Origin of the sequence: Haloglycomyces albus DSM 45210 (assembly GCF_000527155.1) — a bacterium.
Lineage (GTDB): Bacteria > Actinomycetota > Actinomycetes > Mycobacteriales > Micromonosporaceae > Haloglycomyces > Haloglycomyces albus.
The window spans coordinates 2,290,516-2,312,838 of the sequence record NZ_AZUQ01000001.1 but is presented as its reverse complement, the minus strand read 5'-3'; the positions used below and the strand labels follow the sequence as shown (position 1 = coordinate 2,312,838).

Genomic DNA, 22,323 nt, shown 5'->3' with positions numbered 1-22,323 from the left:
ATGACTGAAAAAACTACGACTGTTCAAGATGCGGTATTCGAAGTTTTCCGTGCTTTCGGGATCGATCGGGTCTTTGGAAACCCCGGCTCCACGGAGCTGTCGTTTCTCCAACGTTTCCCAAGCGATCTGGATTATGTACTCGGGCTTCAAGAAGCGGTGGTGGTGGGCATGGCCGACGCCTACGCCGCCGCTTCGGGACGCCCGGCGGTGGTGAATCTGCATACCGCTACCGGGGTCGGCAACGGCATGGGAGCCATGGCGAACGCCCGTGACAATAAGACACCGATGCTGGTCATCGCGGGTCAGCAACACCGTGAGATGTTGGTGGCCGAGCCGTTGCTGGCCAATCCCGATGCGGTCACGCTGACACGCCCGATCGCCAAGTGGTCCCACGAGTCGACACGGGCCGGCGATATCCCCATCGATGTGGCCCGCGCATTGCGAGCCGCCCTGACACCACCGTGCGGTCCGGTTTTCCTCTCCACACCGATGGACGATCTGGGCCGGGAGCTGTCTGCCGACGATTTGTATCGGTTGCGGGCGACCTTGGCTCGCGAGTGCCGGTCCACACCGGTGGTGGCGGACGATTCGCTGGCGACCATCGCCGAACGTATGGATGCGGCCGATCAGGTCGCCTTGGTGTTCGGTGGCGAGATCGACCGCGACGACGCGCATTCCGCCGCGGTGGCTCTCGCGGATTCCACCGGCGCGCCGGTCTGGTCGGCCCCGGTGGAGGGACGATTGTGCTTTCCGAACAACCATCCGCAGTACCAGGGCGAACTGGAACCGGCGATCGGGCTGATCGCTCATGTCTTCGCGGAGTTCGATCTGGTTGTGGTGGTCGGAGCTCCGGTGTTCAAATATTATCCGTACGTGCCCGGGCCGTGGCTGGCCAACGGGACGGACCTGATCCAGCTGACCTCGGCGCCGAACGAGGCGGTCGACGCGGTAGTGGGTTCGGCGTGGGTGGGACATGTCGGTAGTGCTCTTGAGGGCCTGTTGAAGAAGGTACAGCACCATCGCACTCCACCAGAACCGTTGCCGGAACCGGTCTCGGTATCCGACGTTGACCCGCCCTTGCCCGAAGCGGTGTTCGACGCGTTGGCGGCGAGCGCTCCCGCCAATACGGTGTGGGTCAATGAGTCCCCTTCCAACGTAGGTCAATTTTGGCAACGGGTTCGGCCGAGTGAACCGCACTCGTTCTATTTCTCGGCCGGTGGCGGCCTCGGATACGGGATGGCGGCCGCGGTCGGCGCCGGGATGGCTCAACCGCATCGACCCGTTATCGCCGTCATCGGAGACGGATCGGCTCAATACGCGTTGCCGGCGATGTGGACGGCGCAACGCTATTCGATTCCGGTTGTGTTCGTGGTTTTGCGTAATGACGAATACGCGATTTTGAAGTGGTTCGCGCAGTTTGAAAACGCCGACTCGGTACCGGGTCTGGACGTGGGCGGCATCGAGACGACCACGATCGCCTCCGGCTACGGTCTGGCCACCGCATCGGTTCGCACCCGCGACGAGATCATCGCCGCCGTTACCGAAGCGTTGGAGCGGCGTGGACCGACGCTCATCGAAGTTCCCGTCACCACCGTGACTCCATTGTTGGGAGGCGATGTGTCCCATGTTGATAGATAGCAAAACCGTTGTCGAACGTCTGCGGGAGGTGCTGGACGCCTCCGACGTTCGAACCGAAGAGGCCGTTCTCGCCGAATATTCCCGGGATTCTGCACCGTTCTGCGAAGTGGGATCGCCGTCGGTGGTGGTGTTTCCGCAGAATGTGGCGCAGGTGCAACATGTCATGCGGGTAGCCGGTGAACTGGGCATCGGCGTTGTCCCGCAAGGGGCTCGGACAGGTTTGGCCGGCGCGGCCACCGCGGTTGACGATGGGATCGTCCTCAACCTGCAGCAGATGGACGCGATCCTCGACGTCGACGCGAACAACCGCCTCATTCGCTGCCAGCCGGGGGCCACGACGCAGGCGGTGGCCGCGGCCGCCGCCGAATCGGGCCTGGCCTACCCGCCCGATCCGGTCAGTTTCCGCGATTGCACCGTCGGCGGGAACATCGCCACCGGAGCCGGCGGGGTCTGCTGCGTGAAATACGGTGTCACCGCCGACTACGTGCGGGGCCTGTCGGTCGTCCTGGCCGACGGTCGACTCGTCCGGGTGGGTAGCGACACCGTCAAAAACGTCGCCGGGTACAACCTGACGCAACTGTTCGTGGGGGCGGAAGGCACTCTCGGAGTGGTCGTGGAAGCCACGCTGGCCTTGCGTCCCGTACGCAGTGATGCTCTGGCGCTGTTGGCACAGTTTCCCAGCGCCTCGGCGGCAGGTGACGCGGTAGCCGCGATCGTGGCGGCCGGACATACGCCGTCGGCTTTGGAGCTGATGGATTCCACCGCCACCCAGGCGGTAGCGGCGTTGGGGCATCCGGATCTCGTCGAGGCCGAAGCGACTTGTCTGATCGTGGAATCCGATGCTCCTACGCAGGAAGACGATGTAGCGGAGTTCGGGCGTCTCTGCGAGGCGGCCGGGGCCAATCACGTCGCCGTTGGCGACGACGGTGAGGCGGCCGCACGGCTGTTGGAGGCTCGTCGCATGGTTCCTGCCGCTCTTCACGACAAGGCCGTCTCGATTTCCCCACGAGCGGTGTCGTTCATCGAGGACGTCGCCGTACCTCGCACCGCCTTGGCGGAGTTGATCGAGGAGATCGAGGAGATCTCACGGCGGCGCGATACGTGGATCGCCACGCTCGGGCACGCTGGCGACGGAAACCTCCATCCCATCGTGGTCTTCGATCCCGACGACGAAGCTCAACTTCAACGCGCCCATGCCGCCTACGACGACATCATGGCCGCCGGTCTACGCCTAGGCGGAACGATTTCAGGGGAACACGGAGTCGGCACGTTGAAAAAGGACTGGCTGACGCGCCAAATCGACCCGGTCGAACTCGCTCTGATGCAGGAAATCAAAAAAGTCTTCGACCCACAGGGGATCTTGAACCCCGGGAAGGTGCTCTGAGATGACCGCGACTCCGAACAACTGGCCCACCATGAACGGCTGGGAGAAAATCGCCACGCTCATGGTCCACACCGTTCCCTCTGTTGCGGGTGGGACGCTCATGGTCCGTCCGCGAGCGCGGTCGATCCTGCATTGGTTGACCGACCCGGCCATGGTGAGCTATTTCGACGGTCTGCGGCGCAAATACCATGGATTGCCTCTGTGGGGCCCGGGCGGCACGCTTTATCTGCTGAGCTCTTCGGATGCGCACGAGATGTTGTCGCAGCCGGCCACGGTTTTCTCTCCCGCCTCGGCGGAGAAACGTGCGATGGCGGAAGGGATGCAACCGGACGGGTTGTTGTTGTCGGGTGGCGAGTTGCGGGATCGACGCCGGGAGTTGAACGACGAGGTCTTGGACTATCACCACCCGGTTCCCCGCGCCGCGAGTTCGGACGCGGCGATCGTGGCGTTCGAGGTGGGTGAGGTCTTGGATTCGGCGCTGGTCACCGGTCGACTGTCATGGCCGTCGGTAAAACGAATGTTCGATCGCATTGGACGGCAGGTGTGTTTGGGGCGGGCCGCTCGAGACGACGAGGAAGTCACGGAACTTCTGACCGCGCTGCGCAGAGAAGGCAATTGGTTCGGTCGACTCCCCGGGGCAAGGCGGCGCTCGGATCGGTGTCGACGTCGTTTGGAAGACCGGATCGGCGCCTATGCGACACGCGCGGATTCGCGGTCACTGGTGGGTTCGATGTCCGATCTGCCGGTCGACGGGAGTGTTCGTCCCTTGGGGCAGGTTCCGCACTGGTTGATGGCCACTGCGCTTCTGGGCCCCGTTACCATGCGTGCCTTGGCCTTGTTGGATTCGTATCCACGTTCCCTGGTGCGGGTCCTCGACGATCTTGAAACAGCCGATCGTTTTCATCGACGGGGAAGCAAGGATCATTTTCTCGCGCAGCCGTATTTGACGGCCGTCATCTGTGACGCCGCACGCCTGTGGCCGATGGTCGCCAACCTCTCGCGGGTGACGACGGAGGATACCTCCCTCGGCGGTGTCGAGTTGGAGTCGGGCACCTCGATCATGGTTCCCGCGCATTTTTTGGCGCGCTCGCAGGCACGAGGGGAGGAAGCCAACCGATTCGTCCCCGAACGATGGTTGAGCGGCGAGGCCCAGGACAATTGGGCCTACCTCCCCTTCAGTAAGGGACCGGGGTCATGCCCGGGCCGTGACCTGGGTATTTTTCTGATTCAAGAGGCTTTGAACTCTTTCCTACGTCGCGCCACCTTCCGGGGCCGTCGCTCCGTCGTGGGCACCGGTGAGGGGCTGCCCAAATTCAACGCGTTCTGGAACCTGGCCTTCACCGTCTCCGAACGCGTCACCACGCAGAGCCTGACCGACATACCCGTGCCCGCCGCCGTGGGCCGAGGAAAGGAGCGTTCATGACGACGACCACATTGAACGGAACGCACAGTGATGTGAATATTTCCCTGCAGAAGGCTCATGACATCGCGTCATGGTGGGACGAGATCGGGTTTACGCAGCGACGATCCCATCTTCTACGGTGGTGCGCCGCGATAAGCAACAACGCCCGCGATTTGGCGCGGCTGTGTCACCGGGAAACGGGAAAACCCATTCCCACCGGGGTTCTGGAAATCTCTTTGGCGGTCAATTCGGTCATGTGGGCAGCCCGGTCGGCGCGTCGAATACTGGGACAGAAACGACTGCCCACCAAAGGAATCTTCCGCGAATACACCAATACGCTCTGTTATCGCCCGTACGGGACCGTGGGCATCATCGGTTCCACCGACCTTCCGCTCTACGCCGGTATCTCCTCAATCGGATACGCCCTTGCCGGCGGCAACTCGGTGGTGTACAAACCCAGCGAATACGCCCCGGCAACGGGTCAGGCCTTGGCTCGATTGTTCCAGTACGCCGCGCCCAACGCACCCGTACTTCAGCTGGTCAACGGCGACGGTCAAGTGGGGCAACAGCTCTGCCAGAGCTCAGTTGACGCGGTACTGTTCATCGGCTCCGAGACGATTGGGCAGTCTATTATGGCCGACTGTGCAAAGAATCTGACTCCGGCCATCATGCAGTGCGGCGGCAAAGACTCCATGATCGTCGATGCCGACGCCAATGCCGATCGAGCCGCCGCGGCAGCGGTTTACGCCGCGTTTTCCGGCTCGGGGCAAGCCGCTGTAGGCATTCAGCGAGCCTGGGCGCACGCCGAGGTATACGACGCTTTCCTACGTCGAGTCACCCAGCGCGCGGATCGACTGACCGTATCAGACGATCCCTGGGCGGACCTGGGCCCGATGACCAAACACGAACGGTGCGGACAATTGCGCACGGCAATGGACGAGGCGCTCGCCGCTGGAGCTACCGCGGTCATCGGCGGCCCCGATGAGATCAACCCGCCATATGCTCCACCCAGCGTCCTCATCGACGTGCCCACCGACGCTCGCCTCCTGACGGACGAGATTCCCGGCCCCGTCCTCTGTATATCTAAAGTGGATTCCATTAGGGAGGCGATAACTCTGGCACACTCCACCTCTGGAGGAATCGCCTCCTCGGTGTTCTCCAAGAAAAACGCCGCCCATCTCGCACGCACCAGTCGCACCGGGATGACGGCGGTGAACTCCGGTCTGGCTTGGGCGACTCAGCCCACCCTTCCGTTCGGGGGCATGGGAGGTCTGGGCCGGGTCGGCGGTGACGACGGACTACGCGCTCTGGCACAACCCAAGGCAACCTCGCGTCCTCGGTGGAGCCCGTTGCGATCCCCACTGCTCTTCTCCACCGACGGTCGCAAACTGGCCGAAGGCCTCATTCGTAAGCTAGGCAAGCGTTTTGGGAGACAATAATGGTACTTGATCCTGAGAACACCGATCGACGTTCCGGTCGCTCCACCAAGAAGGAATGGCATGAGAAGCCGTTTCCACTGGCGACCCTCGCACTGGCGCGCCTGCGAGAGAGGATGCGTCGGGACAACCTGCACGACACCTATGTATTGGGCGGTGAAGCGACACGACGCGCGGTACGCGACGGTGAACTCCCCTGGCATCGCAGTTATGACGGTTCCGGATACGACGCCGACGACGTCGACATGGGCCGGGCGTGGACGCGATTCGACCGGAACCAGGCATTGGAGGAGATCGGTTCTCCGTACGCCGATTTGGATCCGTCGCCTCGGGAAGTCAGTCGCAGTCTCCTGAATCGCGAATCCTTTCAACCGGCGGAGATCGTCAACCTCTTCGCCGCCGCCTGGATTCAGTTCCAAAACCACGACTGGTTTTTTCACGGGGAATCTCCGAAGGAGCATCCGATCGAGGTTCCTCTTGAATCCGACGACCCGTGGCCCGACCGTCCTATGTGCGTCCGTCGTACCATGCCCGATCCCACCGCCACACACCACGCGAAGGGACCGGACACCTATGTCAACACCCGGACGCACTGGTGGGACGGTTCCCAAATCTACGGTTCCAGCCGTGAACACAATGCCCGCATGCGAACCGGGGAACACGGCAAGATGATCGTCGACGATTACGGACGTTTGCCGTTGGAGACGAATCCCGAACTACCAGGTGTGGACCTGACCGGTATGAACGAAAACTACTGGGCCGGATTGGCGCTTCTGCACACCATGTTCGTCAAGGAGCACAATGCCGTCTGCGACATGTTGCGCCGCCACTACCGGGCCTGGAGTGACGAACGGCTGTTTCAGACCGCGCGGTTGGTGACTACCGCGCTCATGGCCAAAATCCACACCGTCGAATGGACCCCGGCGATTCTTCCTCACCCGGTTCTGCAGTTCGGCATGAACTGCAACTGGTACGGGGCGCTGGGGAAAACCGTACGCACCAAATTGGGTCGCGTCTCCAAGAACGAGGCGCTGTCGGGAATTCTGGGCTCGCCGTCCGACCATCACGCGGCACCGTATTCCATCACCGAGGAGTTCGTGACCTGCTACCGGCTGCATCCGCTGATTCCCGATGAATTCTCCATCCGGTCGTTTCGCAATGACGCACCAATAGCGACGGTCGATTTCATGCCGCTCCAAGGAAATGGAACTCGCACGGCCGTGGAGGGGTTCGGGGAGGACAATCTGCTGTATTCGATGGCCACACAACACCCTGGGTCGATCACCTTGCACAACCACCCGAACGTGCTACGCGACCTCGTACGGGTCAACGGCGAGCATCTCGATCTGGGAACCGTGGACATACTGCGAGATCGCGAGCGCAAGATTCCGCGTTACAACGATTTCCGTGCCATGCTCGGCAAACCACGCGTGGAACGTTTCTCGGATTTGAGCGACAACACCCGCTGGGTCGAGGAAATGCGCGAGGTCTACGACAACCGCATAGATGCGGTGGATTCGCTGGTGGGGATGTACGCAGAGCGCCCTCCGGCGGGTTTCGGATTCTCCGACACGGCTTTTCGCGTCTTCGTTCTCATGGCATCCCGTCGTCTGAAGAGCGACCGCTTCTTCACCGATGACTACCGTCCGGAAATCTATACGCCCGAGGGCTTGCGCTGGATCGACGATAATTCGATGGCAACGGTCATCTGTCGTCACCATCCGCGTTTGGCCCCGCATCTGGACGGAGTGGAGAACGTGTTCGCGCCTTGGCCACGGCGATAGGCGTGGGACTCGCAACCGTCGGAGAAGGAGGGTTCGAAGCATGAGCGGACGGCATTCAAAAGGGGAACGGCTATGGGAGTCCGGACCTACCCTGTTGCACTCCGATAAGGCCATCGCTCGGTACATCGGTCGCCCCGCCGCCCAGTTCCTGAAGATCGAACCGGCCGGGGGGCTGGTTCTCTTTCTCTGCGCGGTTATCGCCCTGCTCTGGGCCAATTCACCGTGGGCCGCCGGCTATGATTCCTTTTGGCACAGCCACATCACCGTGGATTTGACGGTGACTCAAGTGGACATGTCGCTGCAACACTGGGTCAACGACGGGCTCATGGCACTGTTCTTTTTCGTGGTCGGTCTCGAGATAAAGAGCGAAATCGTCTCCGGGGAACTGAACAGACCAAAGAACGCCGTCACACCGATCGCCGCCGCGGTCGGCGGCATGGTACTTCCCGCCGCGATCTATCTTGCCTTCAACGCCGGTGGCCCGGGGCAAAGCGGATGGGGTATTCCCATGGCGACCGACATCGCCTTTGCTCTCGGGGTGGTAGCCCTTTTCGGGAAACGGATACCCTCACCCGCACGGGTTTTCCTCCTGACCTTGGCGATTGTGGACGATCTCGGCGCCATTGTTGTCATCGCGGTGTTCTATACGGCGTCACTGTCACTGGAATGGCTGCTGGCGGCGGGGGTGATCGTCGCGATGGTCGTGATGATGCGACTGTTGCGGGTATGGTCACCCACCGTCTACGTGGCGTTGGGGATCGCCCTGTGGTTCTCCATGTTGCAGTCGGGGGTGCACGCTACCATCGCGGGCGTCGTCATGGGCCTCCTGATCAGTGCCAAACCGTTGTTCAACCCGGACGCGGCCCGCGACTGGGCCGACCGACTTGTACAGGACGACGCGACCTTTCAGAACAACCACCATCTGGAAGTGCTGGCGCGCGGAACCATGCCGCCGACCGAACGAATCCAGCACCGACTGCATCCGTTCTCCACATTCTTCGTGCTACCGATCTTCGCTCTGGCCAACGCCGGCGTGCCCTTGAGTGGGGAGATCCTTCGCCAGGCCACGAGCGAACCGGTGACCTTGGGGATCGTGACCGGTCTGTTGGTCGGAAAGTTCGTTGGAATCAGCGGGATGGCCTGGCTGATGGTGAAACTGGGGTGGGGCGCTCTACCGAAGAACACTCCGTGGAACATGATGCTGGGACTGGCCATGACCGCCGGAATCGGATTCACCGTGGCACTGTTCATCACCGAACTGGCTTTCGGCGGCGACACGTCCGAACTGCTCGACTCCGCCAAGATCGGTGTCCTCGGGGCCTCGGCCATTGCCGCGATCGTAGCGATCGTGCTTCTGTCAGCGGCAACACGAGGACGTCAGACCGAGAACTCCGACGGTCCGCGTTCGGAGACCACCTCTCCGCTGGGCGAACGGTGAGGCGACGTGGCCGTCGCGTCACCGTTCCGGAAACGAGTTCGCGACCTCCGCTGCGAAGAAAAGGAGCGGAGGCCGCGATATCGACTGCCGTTGAGCGAGGCTCTTACCGCTCTAAATGGCGCTGGGCTGCCACACGGTCTTGTACTGTACCCATGTGCGAATCCGGTCGAGGGAATCGGAGGAATCGGCGCCGGGACGACGGACGACTCGCAGACTGTTGGCCGCCTTGGTCTCCAATTCCGCCGCCAACTCGCGATCGGACACCCCGGTCAGGTCGACACCGTCCACGTCGTCGTGTGACGCCAGCCAGGAGCCGACCTCGGCAGCGTCGGCGCTGAGAATGTTCACCACTCCCCCGGGAATGTCACTGGTCGCAAAGACCTCTCCGAGGCTCAGCGCCGGAAGCGGATGACGGTGACTGGTCACGGCCACCACCGTGTTTCCCGACACGATCGCCGCACCGACGGCGTCGATAAAGCCGTACAGCGGGTCGTCCTGCGGAGCGATCAGTCCGATCACCCCGCGAGTCTCCACGCTGGTCACATTGGAGAAGCTACCGGCAACGGTATTGTTGCTGGACAGGACCGCATCGATCTTGTCGGTCCAGCCCGCGTAGTGAATCAGACGGTCAATGCTGTCGGCCACCACGTCGGAGGCATCGTCGCGATCCAGTCCTTGGGCGTCGACCAGCTCGTCGACGTACTGTTCAAAGCGACCCTCCATCATCTCGGCCGCCCGATACAACATCTGGCCGCGCAGGTAGGCGGTCGCATCGGCCCAAGCAGACTGGGCCGCACGCGCTTTGGCCACCGCGTCGCGAACGTCCTTACGAGTCGCATGTGGAGCGTTCGCGAGATGGTCACCCTCGGGCGTGGTCACTGCATAGGTCCTTCCCGATTCCGAACGAGGAAATTTTCCGCCTACGTACATCTTGTAGGTCTTCAGGGTATTGAGTCGAGTGTTCATGCGTTGGCTCCGCTGTGCCGATCGGGAATTCATTTGAGGTAGGCCTCCAGTCCTTGCAGTCCACCTTCACGTCCGTATCCGGATTCCTTCATTCCGCCGAAGGGACTGGCCGGATCAAAGCGGTTGTACGTATTGGCCCACACGATTCCGGCCCGTAGTTTGTCCGCGGCCCAGTTCAGTTTCGCCGCGTCGGACGTCCATACCCCGGCCGCCAGACCATAGGGCGTGTTATTGGCCTTCACCATGGCCTCTTGCGGAGTCCGGAACGTCAGCACACTCAGCACGGGACCGAAGATCTCCTCCTGCGCGACGCTGTGCGACTGCTGCACGTCGGTGAAGATCGTGGGACGGTGCCAGAATCCCTCGGTGGGAAGCTCGGTTCCGGTGTCCCACAACCGTGCGCCTTCCTCACGGCCCTGCTCCACCAGTTGACGGATTCGGTCGAGCTGCGCGCCGGAATTGACCGCTCCGATATCGGTGTTCTTGTCCAGCGGATCTCCCAAACGCAGTGTGGACAGCCGGGTCTTCAAGCGTTCCACGACTTCCTCGGCGATGTTCTCCTGTACCAGCAGACGCGAACCGGCACAGCACACGTGCCCCTGGTTGAAGAACACGCCCTTCAAAACTCCCTCGACGGCTTGGTCCAGCGCGGCGTCGTCGAACACGACGTTGGCACCCTTACCACCGAGCTCCAGTGTCAAGCGCTTGTCGGAACCGGCGATGGACTGCGCGATGCGACGTCCTACTCCGGTGGACCCGGTGAAGGCCAATTTCTCCACGTCGGATTCCACCAGAGCCGTACCCGTCTGCGGTCCTCCTCCAACGATATTGACCACGCCGCGCGGCAACTCGGCTTCCTGACACAGCTCGGCGAATTTGAGCGCCGTCAAAGGAGTGGTCTCCGCCGGTTTCAACACGACGGTATTGCCCGCCGCGAGGGCCGGGGCGATCTTCCATGCCAGCATGAGGAGCGGGAAGTTCCAGGGGATGATCTGCCCGGCCACTCCGAGCGGCTGCGCGCCCGGTCGGACGTAGTCGAGTTTGTCGGCCCAACCGGCGTGGTAGAAGAAGTGCTGTGCCGCCTGCGGGATATCGAAGTCACGGCTTTCCCGGATCGGTTTTCCGTTGTCCATCGATTCGGCGACGGCGAATTCCCGGCCACGTTCTTGGAGCAGACGAGCGATGCGGTACAGGTACTTTCCTCGCTCCAGCCCGGGTAGGGCGGCCCAGTCGGCTTGAGCCTTGCGAGCGGCGGCGACGGCACGGACGACGTCGGTCGAACCGGCACCGGCATAGGTGAATAGTTCGGCCCCGGTCGCCGGGTTGATCGAGGCTTCTACCTGGTCACCGTCCGCCTCGACGAACTCGCCGTCGATGAACAGTCCGTAATGGTCGTTGATGTGGGCGGGCGCCGACTCCGGCGCCGGTGAGTAATCGAACATTGTTAATCCACCGTGACGTAGTTGGGGCCGGAGTAGTGACCGCTGGCGAGCTTCTGTCGCTGCATGAGCAGGTCGTTGAGCAGACTGGAGGCTCCGAAACGGAACCATCCCGGGTTGAGCCATTCGTCGCCGAGGGTTTCGTTGACCGTGACGAGGTACTTGACGGCGTCCTTGGTCGTCCGGATCCCGCCCGCGGGTTTGACTCCGATCTGAGTTCCCGTCTCGGCGCGGAAGTCACGCACCGCCTGCATCATCAACAGGGTCACCGGGAGGGTCGCGGCGGGGGCGACCTTACCGGTCGAGGTCTTGATGAAATCGGCCCCGGCGTACATGGCCAGCCAGGAGGCGCGACGGATATTGTCGTACGTGCCCAGTTCGCCCGTTTCCAGGATGACCTTCAGGTGAGCATTGCCGCAGACGGCCTTGACGGCGACGATTTCGTCGAAGACGGTTTCCAAGTCTCCGCTCAGGAAGGCGCCTCGGTTAATGACCATGTCGATTTCGGTCGCCCCGGCTTCGACGGCCGCTCGGGTGTCGTCCAGTTTGACGTGCAAGGGTACCTGCCCGGACGGAAAGGCCGTCGCCACCGAAGCGATGTTGACTCCACTTCCGGCCAGTGCGTCACGTGCGGTGGCGACCATGGCGGGATAGACGCAGACGGCGGCTACCGGACCCGATCCACTGCCGGGATTCTTCGCCTTGGTGCACAGGGTGCGGACCTTTCCGGGGGTATCGGCCCCTTCTAGAGTGGTCAGGTCCACCATGCTGATGGCCAGGTCAATGGCCCGCGCCTTACTGTCTTTCTTAATCGACCTGGTCGACAGGTCGGCAGCTCGTGCTTCGAGTCCCTGGGCGTCGATACGCGGCAAGGTGCGCACGAGAGCGGCGGCGTTAGCGCCGCTGGTAACGCTACCTGAAATTGATCCCATGATGGGATGATACCTGAAAACCTTTTATCTTAGCCACGGGCCGGTGCCGCTTTCAGGATAGAGTTCTTCGGCGGCTCACGCCGCCGAACGGCGCACTGAAACTCTGAGAACGTGATCTCGCGGGGAGACGACCTAGCTGTCGATCAATTCCCGCATATAGGCCATTGTTTCGGCAACCGCGGCGTCCACGTCTCCGGAGACGATCGCCTCGATGGCCTTGCTGTGATCAATATGGGGCCCGTTGAAGTCATCGCCCAAGCCGGCCCGAACCGTCTCGTACAGCGATTCCGACAGTTCCCGATACAGATCCGATAGAAGTTGATTGTGACTCGCATCGGCCACGGCCTGATGGACGGCAATGTCGGCCTTGACGAACTGCTCGGAGTCACGCGAATGAAATGCCGCCTCACGATTGGCGAGCGCCTCGCGCAGGTTGACGATATCGGCATCGGTGCGGCGCAGAGCCGCCAGTCGGGCGGCTTCAAGCTCAAGTCCCCGACGGACCTCCATGGTGTCGGCCGCGTGCGACGAGGCAATTCTCTCGCGGACGGTGGCGGTGGCTTCGGAGCGGCTGACGACGAAGGTTCCCGACCCCTGCTGAACTTCCAGAAGGCCGGAATGGACCAGCACCCGAACCCCTTCGCGCAGGGTATTGCGCCCCACTCCCAGTAGATCGATCAACTCGGTTTCCGGAGGAATGCGCGAGCCGACCGGCCATTCGCCGGAGGTCACTTGAGCACGCAACTGCTCGATAACATGGTCCACCAGGCCCGTCTTGCGAGCCGATTCAATAGCCATCGTTGGCAACCTCCGGGGGCGGGTAGGGTCGTGCACTACAGGGTACGCCGCACGTCGTGTCGCCTTTGGTACCGTCAACCACAGACCTCCAGGACTTACGCGCTACCTTCATATTTCATTAAATCAGATCAATTGTCATCCATACCCCTCAGGAAGACCCCGAGACCCCAACGACACCGAATCATGATGCGCCCGTCACATGCGAAAAAGCACGTTCGACCACACCACGATCACGTCAGCCACCGGGAACAGCGCACGATTCATCCGATCACCGACTCATAGGACTAATATCACATCACAGTTTAACACCCCGTATGGCGATCGTTCTACCTGGATCAGCCTCTGACCACGTCCCTTTCCCGGTCCGCTTGACGCCGTCGACACAAGCAACGTGGAAAAATGAAGAGCATGACAAACGAGCTCAATCTCGACGAACTCAAACAAGCAGTGAGCGACTGGATCGCCGACGACCCCGACTCCGAAGACCGGGAAGAACTCGACTCCCTCCTCAAACAGTGGCCCGACAGCGCCGACGACCTCGCCGACCGATTCTCCGGCCGACTCACCTTCGGTACGGCCGGACTACGCGGCCGGCTACGGGCAGGACCGAACGGTATGAATCTGGCCGTCGTGTCCACGGCCGCGGCGGGACTCGCGGACTGGCTGAACGAGAACGAGGCCCAAGGCCCCGTCGTCATCGGTTACGACGCCCGATACGGATCTGAGAAGTTCGCGCAGCAAAGCGCTCGGATCATCCAAGGGTCGGGCCGTTACGCCTACCTGATGCCCCATACCGTTCCCACTCCACTGCTCGCCTGGGCGGTCAACGAGCTCAATGCCGTCGCGGGCGTTATGGTCACTGCCAGCCACAACCCCCCACAGGACAACGGTTACAAGGTTTACCTCGGCGAGCAGCTCGGAGGAAAGCGCGGGGCCGCCGCCCAAATCGCCCCACCGGCGGACCGCGACATCGAGGCCGCCATTCAACGAGTGGGATCCTTGGCGGACCTTCCCGTCGACGAGTTCTATACGACTCTTCCCCTCAGCATCACCGCCGGCTACATCGACGCCGTCAGCGCGATCGTCGACCCCAAGAGTCCCAAGGACCTGTCCGTGGTCGCCACGCCCATGCACGGCGTAGGCGGGTCGACGCTGGTAGAGGCGATTTATCAGGCGGGCTTCGACGAACCGACCTTGGTCCCCTCACAGGCCGAACCCGACCCCGATTTTTCGACCGTCTCCTTCCCCAACCCGGAGGAGCCCGGCGCGATGGACCGGCTACTCGATCTCGCACGCGAACGGAAGGCCGACGTCGCCGTCGCACTCGACCCCGACGCTGATCGCTGTGCGGTCGCCGCGCCCACCGCAACAGGAGAATGGCGTGCGTTGACCGGAAACGAAGTCGGCGTCCTGCTCGCCGATCACCTCATGCACCAGGGCCGGAGCGGCACTTACGTGACGACGATCGTGTCGACGACCCAGCTGGAGCGGATGTGCCGAGACAACGAGGTTCCCTACGCCGAATCGCTGACCGGTTTCAAGTGGATCGCTCGCGCGGCTGACGACCTGGCTTTTGGCTTTGAAGAGGCACTGGGCTACTGCGTCGCACCGACGGTGGCGCGCGATAAGGACGGCATCGCGGCCGCCCTGTCGGTCTGCGAAATCGCCGGTGAACTACGTTCCCAGGACAAGACCGTTTTCGACCGCCTCGACGAATTGGCCGAGCGCCACGGCGTATATGCGACCGGCCAGGTGTCGGTCCGGGTCGACGAAACCGCCGAAATCACCGCGATTATGGAGCGGCTGCGGGCCGAACGTCCTGAAACGCTGCTGTCCGAGCCGGTAGTGGACTACGTCGACCTGGCTCCGGAAACGGACGTGGTGACCGTCAAGACCGATAGCGTTCGACTGGTCGTGCGTCCTTCGGGAACCGAACCGAAGCTCAAGGCCTACCTGGAGGTCCGGCTGGATGCGGCGGGCGACGTCACCGCAGCGCGCCGTCAGGCGAGTGATCGCCTCGAACAGTTGCGGACCGAGGTACGTAGCACATTGGGTATCAACTAGGTCCTGCGGTGCCGGAGTACCGCTCCGGCACCCATAATGCCGCACCTAGCCGACGTTTTCCGCCGCGAAGGAAAAGCGGCCGTCCTTGCCTCGCAAAAGCGGTTGCACGGACACCACGGCATTGAGGTTCAGCGGTCCGTAAATATGTGGGAATTCCTCGTCCTCATCCGGCGGAGCTTCATACTTCACCGGTGCGCCGAGCCTGGCCACATCGATTCCGAGCACGATGAGGTCATTGTCGTCCACGTGGACGACGTTGGCGACCCTGGCAACCTGATGCGCCAGGCTAGCGTGAATAAACCCTTGCTGCGCCAGGGATATCCCCTTTGTGGAAACGGTGTACTCGCCGTTGTCCTGGGCCACGTGCCAATCCGACGCCCGAGTGACGTGCCAAATGAGATCCATTCGCTTATGGTAGCCACGCCCCCGCGAACGATCCATTCGTTTTAGTGTCCATGTGATCGGCACTCTCGAATTGCTACAGCGATATCATTGCCGGTGAGAACGACACTGGTCCAAAGTCACCAAAGGACGAACCGGCACCGAGGGGTTCACCCCGGCGCCGGTTTAACCGTACGTTCGGGCAGTCCCCTAGTCCAGCTTCTTCTTGACCCACGGCATGAGATCGCGGATCTCACTACCGATCTTCTCGATCTGATGTTCCTCCTGCTTGTCCTGCAAGCGCTTCAGGTTCGAACGCTCCTTGGATTCCTGCACCCACTCCTTGGCGAAGGTTCCGTCCTGAACCTCGGTGAGAATCCGCTTCATTTCCTTCTTGGTCTCCGAATTGATGACACGCGAGCCACGGGTCAAACCACCGTATTCCGCCGTGTCGGATACCGAGTACCACATATTGGACAGACCGCCCTCGTAGATGAGGTCCACGATCAGCTTCGTCTCGTGGAGGCATTCGAAATAGGCCGCTTCGGGCGCGTATCCGGCTTCCACGAGGGTCTCGAACCCCGCACGAATCAATTCGGATATGCCACCGCACAGAACGACCTGTTCTCCGAACAGATCGGTTTCCGTCTCCTCTTTGAACGTCGTCTTCAGAACTCCGGCGCGGGTGGCTCCGATCCCCTGCGCGTACGACAGAGCGAGCTCCTGAGTGTTGCCGCTGGGATCCTGTTCGACGGCGATGAGAGACGGGACGCCTTTGCCGTCGACGTATTGCCGACGCACGAGGTGACCGGGCCCCTTGGGCGCCACCATGGCGACGTTCACATCTCCGGGAGCTTGGATGAGGTTGTAACGGATGTTGAAACCGTGGCCGAACATGAGAGTCTGGCCGCTGCGCAGATTCGGGGCGATCTCGTCTCTGTACAGATCAGCCTGAACCGTGTCGGGAACAAGAATCATGATGACGTCGGCCCAAGCGGTGGCCTCCCCGGGCGTTTTCACGTCGAGACCGGCTTCTTCGGCCTTCGCCCGCGATTTCGAGCCGTCTTGCAGTCCGATGGCGACTTCGACACCTGAGTCACGCAGGGACAGCGAATGAGCGTGCCCTTGGGATCCGTACCCGAGCACGGCGACCTTCTTGCCTTGAATCAGGCTGAGGTCGGAGTCGTGGTCGTAGTAAACGTCTGCTGCCATTTGCTGGTTTTCCTTACTTACTTCGTCATTTGTGGCGGTAGATATCTGGTGAGGCTGGTCATCGCCTTCGATCCGCGTCCAAGGGCGACGGTGCCGGATTGAACGAGTTCCCGGATCCCGAAAGGCTCCATCACTTCGAGGAACGATTCGATTTTGTCTCGGTTTCCTGTGACCTCAAAAGTAATCGTGTCAGGTGTGACATCGACGTTACGGGCCTTGTATAGGCCGGCGGCCTCGAGCACTTGACCGCGGGTAGCGGTATCGGCTCTCACCTTCACCAGCAGCAGTTCCCGCTGCACGGAGGCCTGAGTTTCCAGTTCCACGATCTTGAGAACGTGTACGAGTTTGTTCAGCTGTTTGGTGACCTGCTCCAGGGAGTGGTTCTCCACATCGACCACGATCGTGATGCGGCTGATATCGGGGTGCTCGGTTTCCCCGACGGCAAGCGAATCTATATTGAATCCACGTCGGGAAAACAGTCCCGAGATACGCGCCAGGACACCCGGTTTGTTTTCCACCAGCACGGACAATGTGTGTTTTGACATGGCTAACAGTCCTCGTCTTCATCGAATTGGGGGCGGAGATCACGGGCGTAGAGGATTTCGTCGTTGGAGAGCCCGGCGGGCACCATCGGCCACACCATGGCGTCCTTCCCTACGGTGAAATCGACGACGACGGGACGGTCGTTGATCGCGTTGGCCTGTTCAATAACCGAATCGACCTCTTCGCTGGTCTCCGCGCGCAGCCCCACACATCCCAATGCCTCGGCAAGCGCGACGAAATCCGGGATACGCGCCGCGCCGTGGGTGCCCAGATCCGTGTTCGAATAACGCTGGTCGTAGAACAGAGTCTGCCATTGTCGCACCATTCCCAGGTTTCCGTTGTTGATGACGGCGACCTTGATGGGAAGGCCTTCCAGGGCACAGGTGGCCAGCTCTTGATTGGTCATCTGGAAACAACCGTCGCCGTCGATGGCCCAGACGCACTGGTCGGGATAGCCGAGCTTGGCGCCCATGGCGGCTGGAACGGCGTAGCCCATCGTTCCCAACCCTCCGGAGTTGAGGAAGGTCTTTGGTCGGTTGTAGGAGATGAACTGGCTGGCCCACATTTGATGCTGTCCGACTCCGGCCGTCCAGATGGTGTCTTCCGGTGCCAGCGCTCCAAGGCGCTCAATCACATACTGCGGCACGAGGTTCGTCTCGTCGCTCTTGTCGTAACCCACCGGATAGCGTTTACGCAGGTCGCTGAGTTGATCCCACCAGGCAAGCAGGCGTGAGGCGTCCGGCCGTTGCTGCTCGTAGGCCTCGGTAATGGCCGAGAGAGCTGCTTTGCAGTCTCCGACTATGGGAACGTCGGCGGTCCGGTTCTTCCCGATCTCGGCCGGATCGATGTCGACGTGGACGATCTTGGCGTCAGGGGCGAAGGCATCCAGTTTTCCGGTGACTCGGTCGTCGAACCTGGCACCAAGCGCCACAATAAGGTCGGACTTCTGCAGGGCGTATACGGCCGGCACGGTTCCGTGCATTCCCGGCATTCCGACGTGCTGCGGGTGATCGTCGGGGAAAGCGCCGCGGGCCATCAGCGTGGTGGTGACGGGGACGCCGCTGCGATCGGCCAAGTGGAGCAGTTCGGCGTGTGCTTCGGATTTGATGACACCGCCGCCCGCGTAGATGACCGGTCGATTCGATTCGGCCAGCAGGGCGGCCGCCTCACGGATCTGCTTGGAATGCGGTTGTGTGACGGGACGGTACCCGGGTAGGTGCATGGTTGGCGGCCAATGGAAACCGGTTTTGGCGCTCTGTATGTCCTTGGGTATGTCGACCAATACCGGACCGGGGCGCCCCGTCGCGGCGATGTGAAAGGCCTCCGCCAGGATGCGCGGAATGTCGTCGACTTTTTCCACCAGGTACGAATGCTTGGTGATGGGCATGGTGATGCCGTGGATATCCGCTTCTTGGAAGGCGTCACTGCCGATCGCGTTGGAGGCGACCTGACCGGTGATGGCCACGATGGGAACCGAATCCATATGCGCGTCGGCCAGAGTCGTGACCAGGTTTGTGGCTCCCGGTCCCGACGTGGCCATACAGACTCCGACACGTCCGGTCGCAGCGGCATAGCCGGTGGCAGCGTGGCCGGCACCCTGTTCGTGGCGCACGAGAATATGACGAACGTCGGCCGAGTCCAAAAGCGGGTCGTAGGTGGGGAGGATGGCCCCTCCGGGAATGCCGAATACGGCTTCTACGTCGAGTTGAGCCAGTGACTTAACGACGAGCTGGGCACCGGTGAAAGTGGGGTCCACCGTTTCCCGCATTCGTGGCGGCGGTGCCGGTTTGGCAGGTTTCGGGCGCTGGGCCTTCGCTTCGGTACTCATGTGACCATCCGTTTCGGGAGTAGTACGGTCTGGTTAGCGCCGATACCCTAGGCAGAAAAAATCGCCCGCGTGCTAAGACGCACGGGGCGAGCGCACCGCCTGGAATATCGGCGGTGCGCTAGGTAAGTACTACAATGAGCCGCCGCGACGCGGCGGTAATCTCACGGTAGTTCCCCTTTTGCATGTCTCCTAGGATGCACGATTCCGGCTCGTGAGTCAACTTTTCTCAAACTTTGGAATAGGGTGTGTCGGAGTCGGGTTCCGGATTGGATTCGGCCCGGTCAAAGAGCTCCACGAGCTCCCCGCTCAACATGGGGCGGGCCAGAAGATACCCCTGGAGCAATGGTTTTTGTTCGGCGGTAATGAGATCCAACTGCCGACGTGACTCGATTCCCTCGGCGATGACCGTCAGCCCGAGGCGATGCCCCAGATCCACGATGACCGGCGCCAGCGTCCCCAGGTCGCCGTCGTCCTTGGCCACCAGATCGCGGTCGATTTTCACAATGTCGATGGGAAGCCGGTCCAGTTGGTTCAACGACGAGTAGCCCGCTCCGAAGTCGTCCAAGGCGATGGACACACCGGCGGCCCGCAACGCCTTCAGCTGAGCGATCAACGTGGCGACCTGTTGTGAGAAGTCGTGTTCGGTCACTTCAATGACCAGTCGTTTGGGCGAGATGCCATGCTCGATCAGCAGCTCGCTCACCGCTTCGGCGAACCGATAGGTGTGGAGCTCCTTGACTGAGACGTTGACCGATACCCACAGGCGTGGTGCGATGGACCGCCACTGATTCAGTTGTCGCGCTACCTGTTTCACCATCCATACCGCCAGGTCATGGGTCAGCCCCGCCTCGGAGGCGGCGGGAATGAACTCCCCGGGGCTGACGGTGCCCAACGACGGATGATGCCATCTAATCAACGCCTCGGCTCCCACCACCGAAAGATCGTTCGGAAGTGAATCGGCCGCCACGATAGGCTGATACACGACGTCCAACTCGCCTCGGTCAATCGCACCTCGAAGTTTCTTGATGACGTCGTTGCGGCGGCGCAGTCGCGCCTCAAACCCGGCGTCGAAGGTTTCACACCTGTTTTTCCCCGACTGTTTTGCCGACCGCAATGCCAGATCCGCATTGCGTAGCAAGGTCTGCGGGTTTTCGACGCTTTCGTCCACCACCGCTAGGCCGACGCTCGCGGTCACGAACTCCACCTGTGCCTCACCCAGTTCATAGGGCTCGGACAGTTCGTCCACGAGTTTCTCAGCGAGCGCACGGGCGTCGGCCCACGACGATCGCAACATCACGGCGAACTCGTCTCCGCCCAGTCGTGCGGCGACATCAGTGGGGCGCAACATGTCGAGCATGCGGCGCGCCACCTCTTGAAGGACCTCGTCTCCCTGGTCATGTCCCCGGGTATCGTTGACGTTCTTAAAGCCGTCGAGGTCCAGCAACAGCAAGATCACGCGATCGTTGTTGTGGAACGCCACCTCTTCAAGGCGACTCAGCAAGGCACGCCGATTCGCCAGGCCGGTCAAGGGATCGCTGTAAGCCAGGCGCGCCAGTTCCACCTCCAGCTGGTGCCGTTCGGCGACATCCACCAGACGCAGGACGATGCCCGATAGGCTGCGTTCACTCCTGCGGTCGGTTACGGTCACTTCGACTCTGCGCAAGCGTCCCCTGCGATCTTCCAAGCGGAAGCTGAACGACGAGCGGGATCGACCTGTGGGATTGGCAAGGAATTCACGGAGGCGCTGCTGGCAGAAGGATCGATCCCCAAACGAAATCGCCGCCAGAAACGACTCCCCCACCGATACGTTGGGAACCCACGCCGATCCTTCGCTGGCCCAGAGGACCGTGAAGTCGTCATCGGTAATGACCACGGCGTCCGACGAGGCATCCACTATGGCCGCCAAATGTTCTTCGCGGGATTCCGATTCGGAGGCAAGACGTTTTACGTCAAGGTAGGTCATGAGCAATCGTGCTCCCAGCGCGGCATAGCAAACCAGCGCCATGAACACGATGTGCGGACGCCCTCCACCGGCGGTGATCGAGTAGTAAAGCAAGGCGAAGGCGCTCAAAGCCGCGGCCGCGATGTAAATACCGTAATGCCACACCGGTTCGTCGGGTCCCGGAACCGAGGCCTTCTGATGTCTCGCCCAGCGCACCAGTACGATTCCCAAGGCCAAGGCGACGGCAAGGACGACCGACCACCAGATGACTTCGGAAGTGTCTCGTTCCAATTGCCAGGTACTCAGGACGCCTACGGCGGAGACCTGCACCAGCATCATGCCGACCAGAGTGGCGGCGTGCAGACTTCGCCATCGTTGTAGGCGCAGGGTCGTTCCGATTCCGATGCCGAACAGTGCGATCTCAGCGAGAATAGGCGGAAAGAACACCAGTGGTTCGGTATCGACACGGAAATTGGCATGGAGAAACAGCTCGCGCCCGAACAATAGCCACAGGCCCAAGGCGATGGTGCTGCCTATGAACAATCCGTCCAGTCCACGCCGCAGATGTGCGGGGAAGGACCACTCGGAATCGGGAAGTCGCATAAGTGCCACGGCAAAACTGAGACTCGACAAGCTCAAGCCCCATGCTCCGACCGTTAGCGCAAGCTGATGGGGGACCAAAACCATAACGGCGAAGATCAGTGCGATCGCCTGTATGGTGGCCCCGAACATACGGAACGTGACCCGCTTCGAACGCCGTACTTTGACCGCCCACCGCCAAACGATAAGGCCGGCACCGGCAGATCCAAGACTGGCCAACACCAAGGGGGTATCGGGGTGAACCCCACCTTCGGGCATACGACTTCCAGTAAACGAAATCGCATAAAAGACGGTTACCCAAATGGCGCACACGACGATGGGGGGCGTAGCGGAGAGGATGAACTTGCCGGTATTGGATTCACGCCACTGCCGACGCCACCTTTCCTCCACGACATCACCACACCTTGACGGACACGTAACTCTATGGCGACTTCAACTATCGCACGCAGGCCCTGTGCGCCTGACAGTGCCCTGAGGTGTCCTCTGATTTCAAACACGCCTATCGGAAATAGAAGAGCGCCATATTATTCTTCTTG

The 22,323-nt window shown here is 61.5% G+C and carries 16 protein-coding genes; 7 read left to right on the top strand and 9 right to left on the bottom strand.

Going from position 1 to position 22,323, the window contains the following annotated elements; genetic code table 11:
* Genes mdlC through nhaA form a run of 6 tightly spaced genes read left to right on the top strand, consistent with a single transcriptional unit; the run spans position 1 to position 9,082 of the window.
* Complete coding sequence (mdlC, locus tag HALAL_RS0110805; protein ID WP_025274023.1) at positions 1 to 1,638, top strand: benzoylformate decarboxylase; 1,638 nt, start codon at positions 1 to 3, stop codon at positions 1,636 to 1,638.
* Complete coding sequence (locus tag HALAL_RS0110800; protein ID WP_029767775.1) at positions 1,625 to 3,022, top strand: FAD-binding oxidoreductase; 1,398 nt, start codon at positions 1,625 to 1,627, stop codon at positions 3,020 to 3,022. Before mdlC ends, HALAL_RS0110800 begins: the two co-directional genes overlap by 14 nt.
* Position 3,023: 1 nt before the next feature.
* Positions 3,024 to 4,445 (top strand): cytochrome P450, encoded by a 1,422-nt coding sequence (locus HALAL_RS0110795; protein ID WP_025274021.1) that lies wholly within the window; start codon positions 3,024 to 3,026, stop codon positions 4,443 to 4,445.
* Complete coding sequence (locus HALAL_RS0110790; protein WP_025274020.1) at positions 4,442 to 5,863, top strand: aldehyde dehydrogenase family protein; 1,422 nt, start codon at positions 4,442 to 4,444, stop codon at positions 5,861 to 5,863. Before HALAL_RS0110795 ends, HALAL_RS0110790 begins: the two co-directional genes overlap by 4 nt.
* Positions 5,863 to 7,644, top strand: a complete 1,782-nt coding sequence (locus HALAL_RS0110785) for a peroxidase family protein (RefSeq protein ID WP_025274019.1) — start codon at positions 5,863 to 5,865, stop codon at positions 7,642 to 7,644. The genes HALAL_RS0110790 and HALAL_RS0110785 overlap by 1 nt, the downstream gene beginning before the upstream one ends.
* Positions 7,645 to 7,684: 40 nt before the next feature.
* Positions 7,685 to 9,082, top strand: a complete 1,398-nt coding sequence (gene nhaA / locus HALAL_RS0110780) for a Na+/H+ antiporter NhaA (protein ID WP_025274018.1) — start codon at positions 7,685 to 7,687, stop codon at positions 9,080 to 9,082.
* Positions 9,083 to 9,193: 111 nt separating this feature from the next.
* On the opposite strand, the gene HALAL_RS0110775 is transcribed toward nhaA, so the two are convergent.
* The 4 genes from HALAL_RS0110775 to HALAL_RS0110760 form a co-directional block, all read right to left on the bottom strand.
* Positions 9,194 to 10,048, bottom strand: a complete 855-nt coding sequence (locus HALAL_RS0110775; protein WP_025274017.1) for an aldehyde dehydrogenase family protein — start codon at positions 10,046 to 10,048, stop codon at positions 9,194 to 9,196.
* 29 nt (positions 10,049 to 10,077) lie between these two features.
* Positions 10,078 to 11,490, bottom strand: coding sequence for an aldehyde dehydrogenase family protein (locus tag HALAL_RS0110770; protein ID WP_025274016.1), 1,413 nt, complete (start codon positions 11,488 to 11,490; stop codon positions 10,078 to 10,080).
* A 2-nt stretch (positions 11,491 to 11,492) separates the two neighbouring features.
* Complete coding sequence (deoC, locus tag HALAL_RS0110765) at positions 11,493 to 12,419, bottom strand: deoxyribose-phosphate aldolase (RefSeq protein ID WP_029767771.1); 927 nt, start codon at positions 12,417 to 12,419, stop codon at positions 11,493 to 11,495.
* A 132-nt stretch (positions 12,420 to 12,551) separates the two neighbouring features.
* Positions 12,552 to 13,217 carry a FadR/GntR family transcriptional regulator gene (locus HALAL_RS0110760; RefSeq protein WP_025274014.1) on the bottom strand — a complete coding sequence of 222 codons (666 nt, stop codon included), beginning with the start codon at positions 13,215 to 13,217 and terminating at the stop codon, positions 12,552 to 12,554.
* A 408-nt stretch (positions 13,218 to 13,625) separates the two neighbouring features.
* Here HALAL_RS0110760 and HALAL_RS0110755 point away from each other — a divergent pair, with 408 nt between their 5' ends.
* On the top strand, positions 13,626 to 15,281 hold the full coding sequence (locus HALAL_RS0110755; RefSeq protein WP_245598091.1) for a phospho-sugar mutase: 1,656 nt from the start codon (positions 13,626 to 13,628) through the stop codon (positions 15,279 to 15,281).
* A gap of 45 nt (positions 15,282 to 15,326) precedes the next feature.
* Here the strand turns inward: HALAL_RS0110755 and HALAL_RS0110750 are convergent, their stop codons facing one another.
* From HALAL_RS0110750 to HALAL_RS17675, 5 genes are all read right to left on the bottom strand, one after another.
* On the bottom strand, positions 15,327 to 15,686 hold the full coding sequence (locus HALAL_RS0110750; RefSeq protein ID WP_035534495.1) for a DUF952 domain-containing protein: 360 nt from the start codon (positions 15,684 to 15,686) through the stop codon (positions 15,327 to 15,329).
* 186 nt (positions 15,687 to 15,872) lie between these two features.
* Positions 15,873 to 16,874, bottom strand: a complete 1,002-nt coding sequence (gene ilvC / locus HALAL_RS0110745) for a ketol-acid reductoisomerase (protein WP_025274011.1) — start codon at positions 16,872 to 16,874, stop codon at positions 15,873 to 15,875.
* A gap of 17 nt (positions 16,875 to 16,891) precedes the next feature.
* Positions 16,892 to 17,419, bottom strand: a complete 528-nt coding sequence (gene ilvN, locus HALAL_RS0110740; protein ID WP_025274010.1) for an acetolactate synthase small subunit — start codon at positions 17,417 to 17,419, stop codon at positions 16,892 to 16,894.
* 2 nt (positions 17,420 to 17,421) lie between these two features.
* Positions 17,422 to 19,185 carry an acetolactate synthase large subunit gene (locus HALAL_RS0110735; protein ID WP_425402661.1) on the bottom strand — a complete coding sequence of 588 codons (1,764 nt, stop codon included), beginning with the start codon at positions 19,183 to 19,185 and terminating at the stop codon, positions 17,422 to 17,424.
* A 286-nt stretch (positions 19,186 to 19,471) separates the two neighbouring features.
* Positions 19,472 to 22,177: a GGDEF domain-containing phosphodiesterase gene (locus HALAL_RS17675; protein ID WP_156937703.1), complete on the bottom strand. Its 2,706-nt coding sequence runs from the start codon at positions 22,175 to 22,177 to the stop codon at positions 19,472 to 19,474.
* Positions 22,178 to 22,323: the final 146 nt, after the last annotated feature.

Excerpts from the sequence above, each read along its gene's own strand:
- HALAL_RS0110795 (WP_025274021.1), top strand. The coding sequence starts at position 3,024 with ATGACCGCGACTCCGAACAACTGGCCCACCATGAACGGCTGGGAGAAA.
- HALAL_RS0110735 (WP_425402661.1), bottom strand. The coding sequence starts at position 19,185 with ATGCGGGAAACGGTGGACCCCACTTTCACCGGTGCCCAGCTCGTCGTT.
- deoC (WP_029767771.1), bottom strand. The coding sequence starts at position 12,419 with ATGGGATCAATTTCAGGTAGCGTTACCAGCGGCGCTAACGCCGCCGCT.
- HALAL_RS0110760 (WP_025274014.1), bottom strand. The coding sequence starts at position 13,217 with ATGGCTATTGAATCGGCTCGCAAGACGGGCCTGGTGGACCATGTTATC.
- HALAL_RS0110775 (WP_025274017.1), bottom strand. The coding sequence starts at position 10,048 with ATGAACACTCGACTCAATACCCTGAAGACCTACAAGATGTACGTAGGC.
- HALAL_RS0110790 (WP_025274020.1), top strand. The coding sequence starts at position 4,442 with ATGACGACGACCACATTGAACGGAACGCACAGTGATGTGAATATTTCC.
- HALAL_RS0110785 (WP_025274019.1), top strand. The coding sequence starts at position 5,863 with ATGGTACTTGATCCTGAGAACACCGATCGACGTTCCGGTCGCTCCACC.
- nhaA (WP_025274018.1), top strand. The coding sequence starts at position 7,685 with ATGAGCGGACGGCATTCAAAAGGGGAACGGCTATGGGAGTCCGGACCT.
- HALAL_RS0110755 (WP_245598091.1), top strand. The coding sequence starts at position 13,626 with ATGACAAACGAGCTCAATCTCGACGAACTCAAACAAGCAGTGAGCGAC.
- ilvC (WP_025274011.1), bottom strand. The coding sequence starts at position 16,874 with ATGGCAGCAGACGTTTACTACGACCACGACTCCGACCTCAGCCTGATT.
- ilvN (WP_025274010.1), bottom strand. The coding sequence starts at position 17,419 with ATGTCAAAACACACATTGTCCGTGCTGGTGGAAAACAAACCGGGTGTC.
- mdlC (WP_025274023.1), top strand. The coding sequence starts at position 1 with ATGACTGAAAAAACTACGACTGTTCAAGATGCGGTATTCGAAGTTTTC.
- HALAL_RS0110770 (WP_025274016.1), bottom strand. The coding sequence starts at position 11,490 with ATGTTCGATTACTCACCGGCGCCGGAGTCGGCGCCCGCCCACATCAAC.
- HALAL_RS0110800 (WP_029767775.1), top strand. The coding sequence starts at position 1,625 with ATGTTGATAGATAGCAAAACCGTTGTCGAACGTCTGCGGGAGGTGCTG.
- HALAL_RS0110750 (WP_035534495.1), bottom strand. The coding sequence starts at position 15,686 with ATGGATCTCATTTGGCACGTCACTCGGGCGTCGGATTGGCACGTGGCC.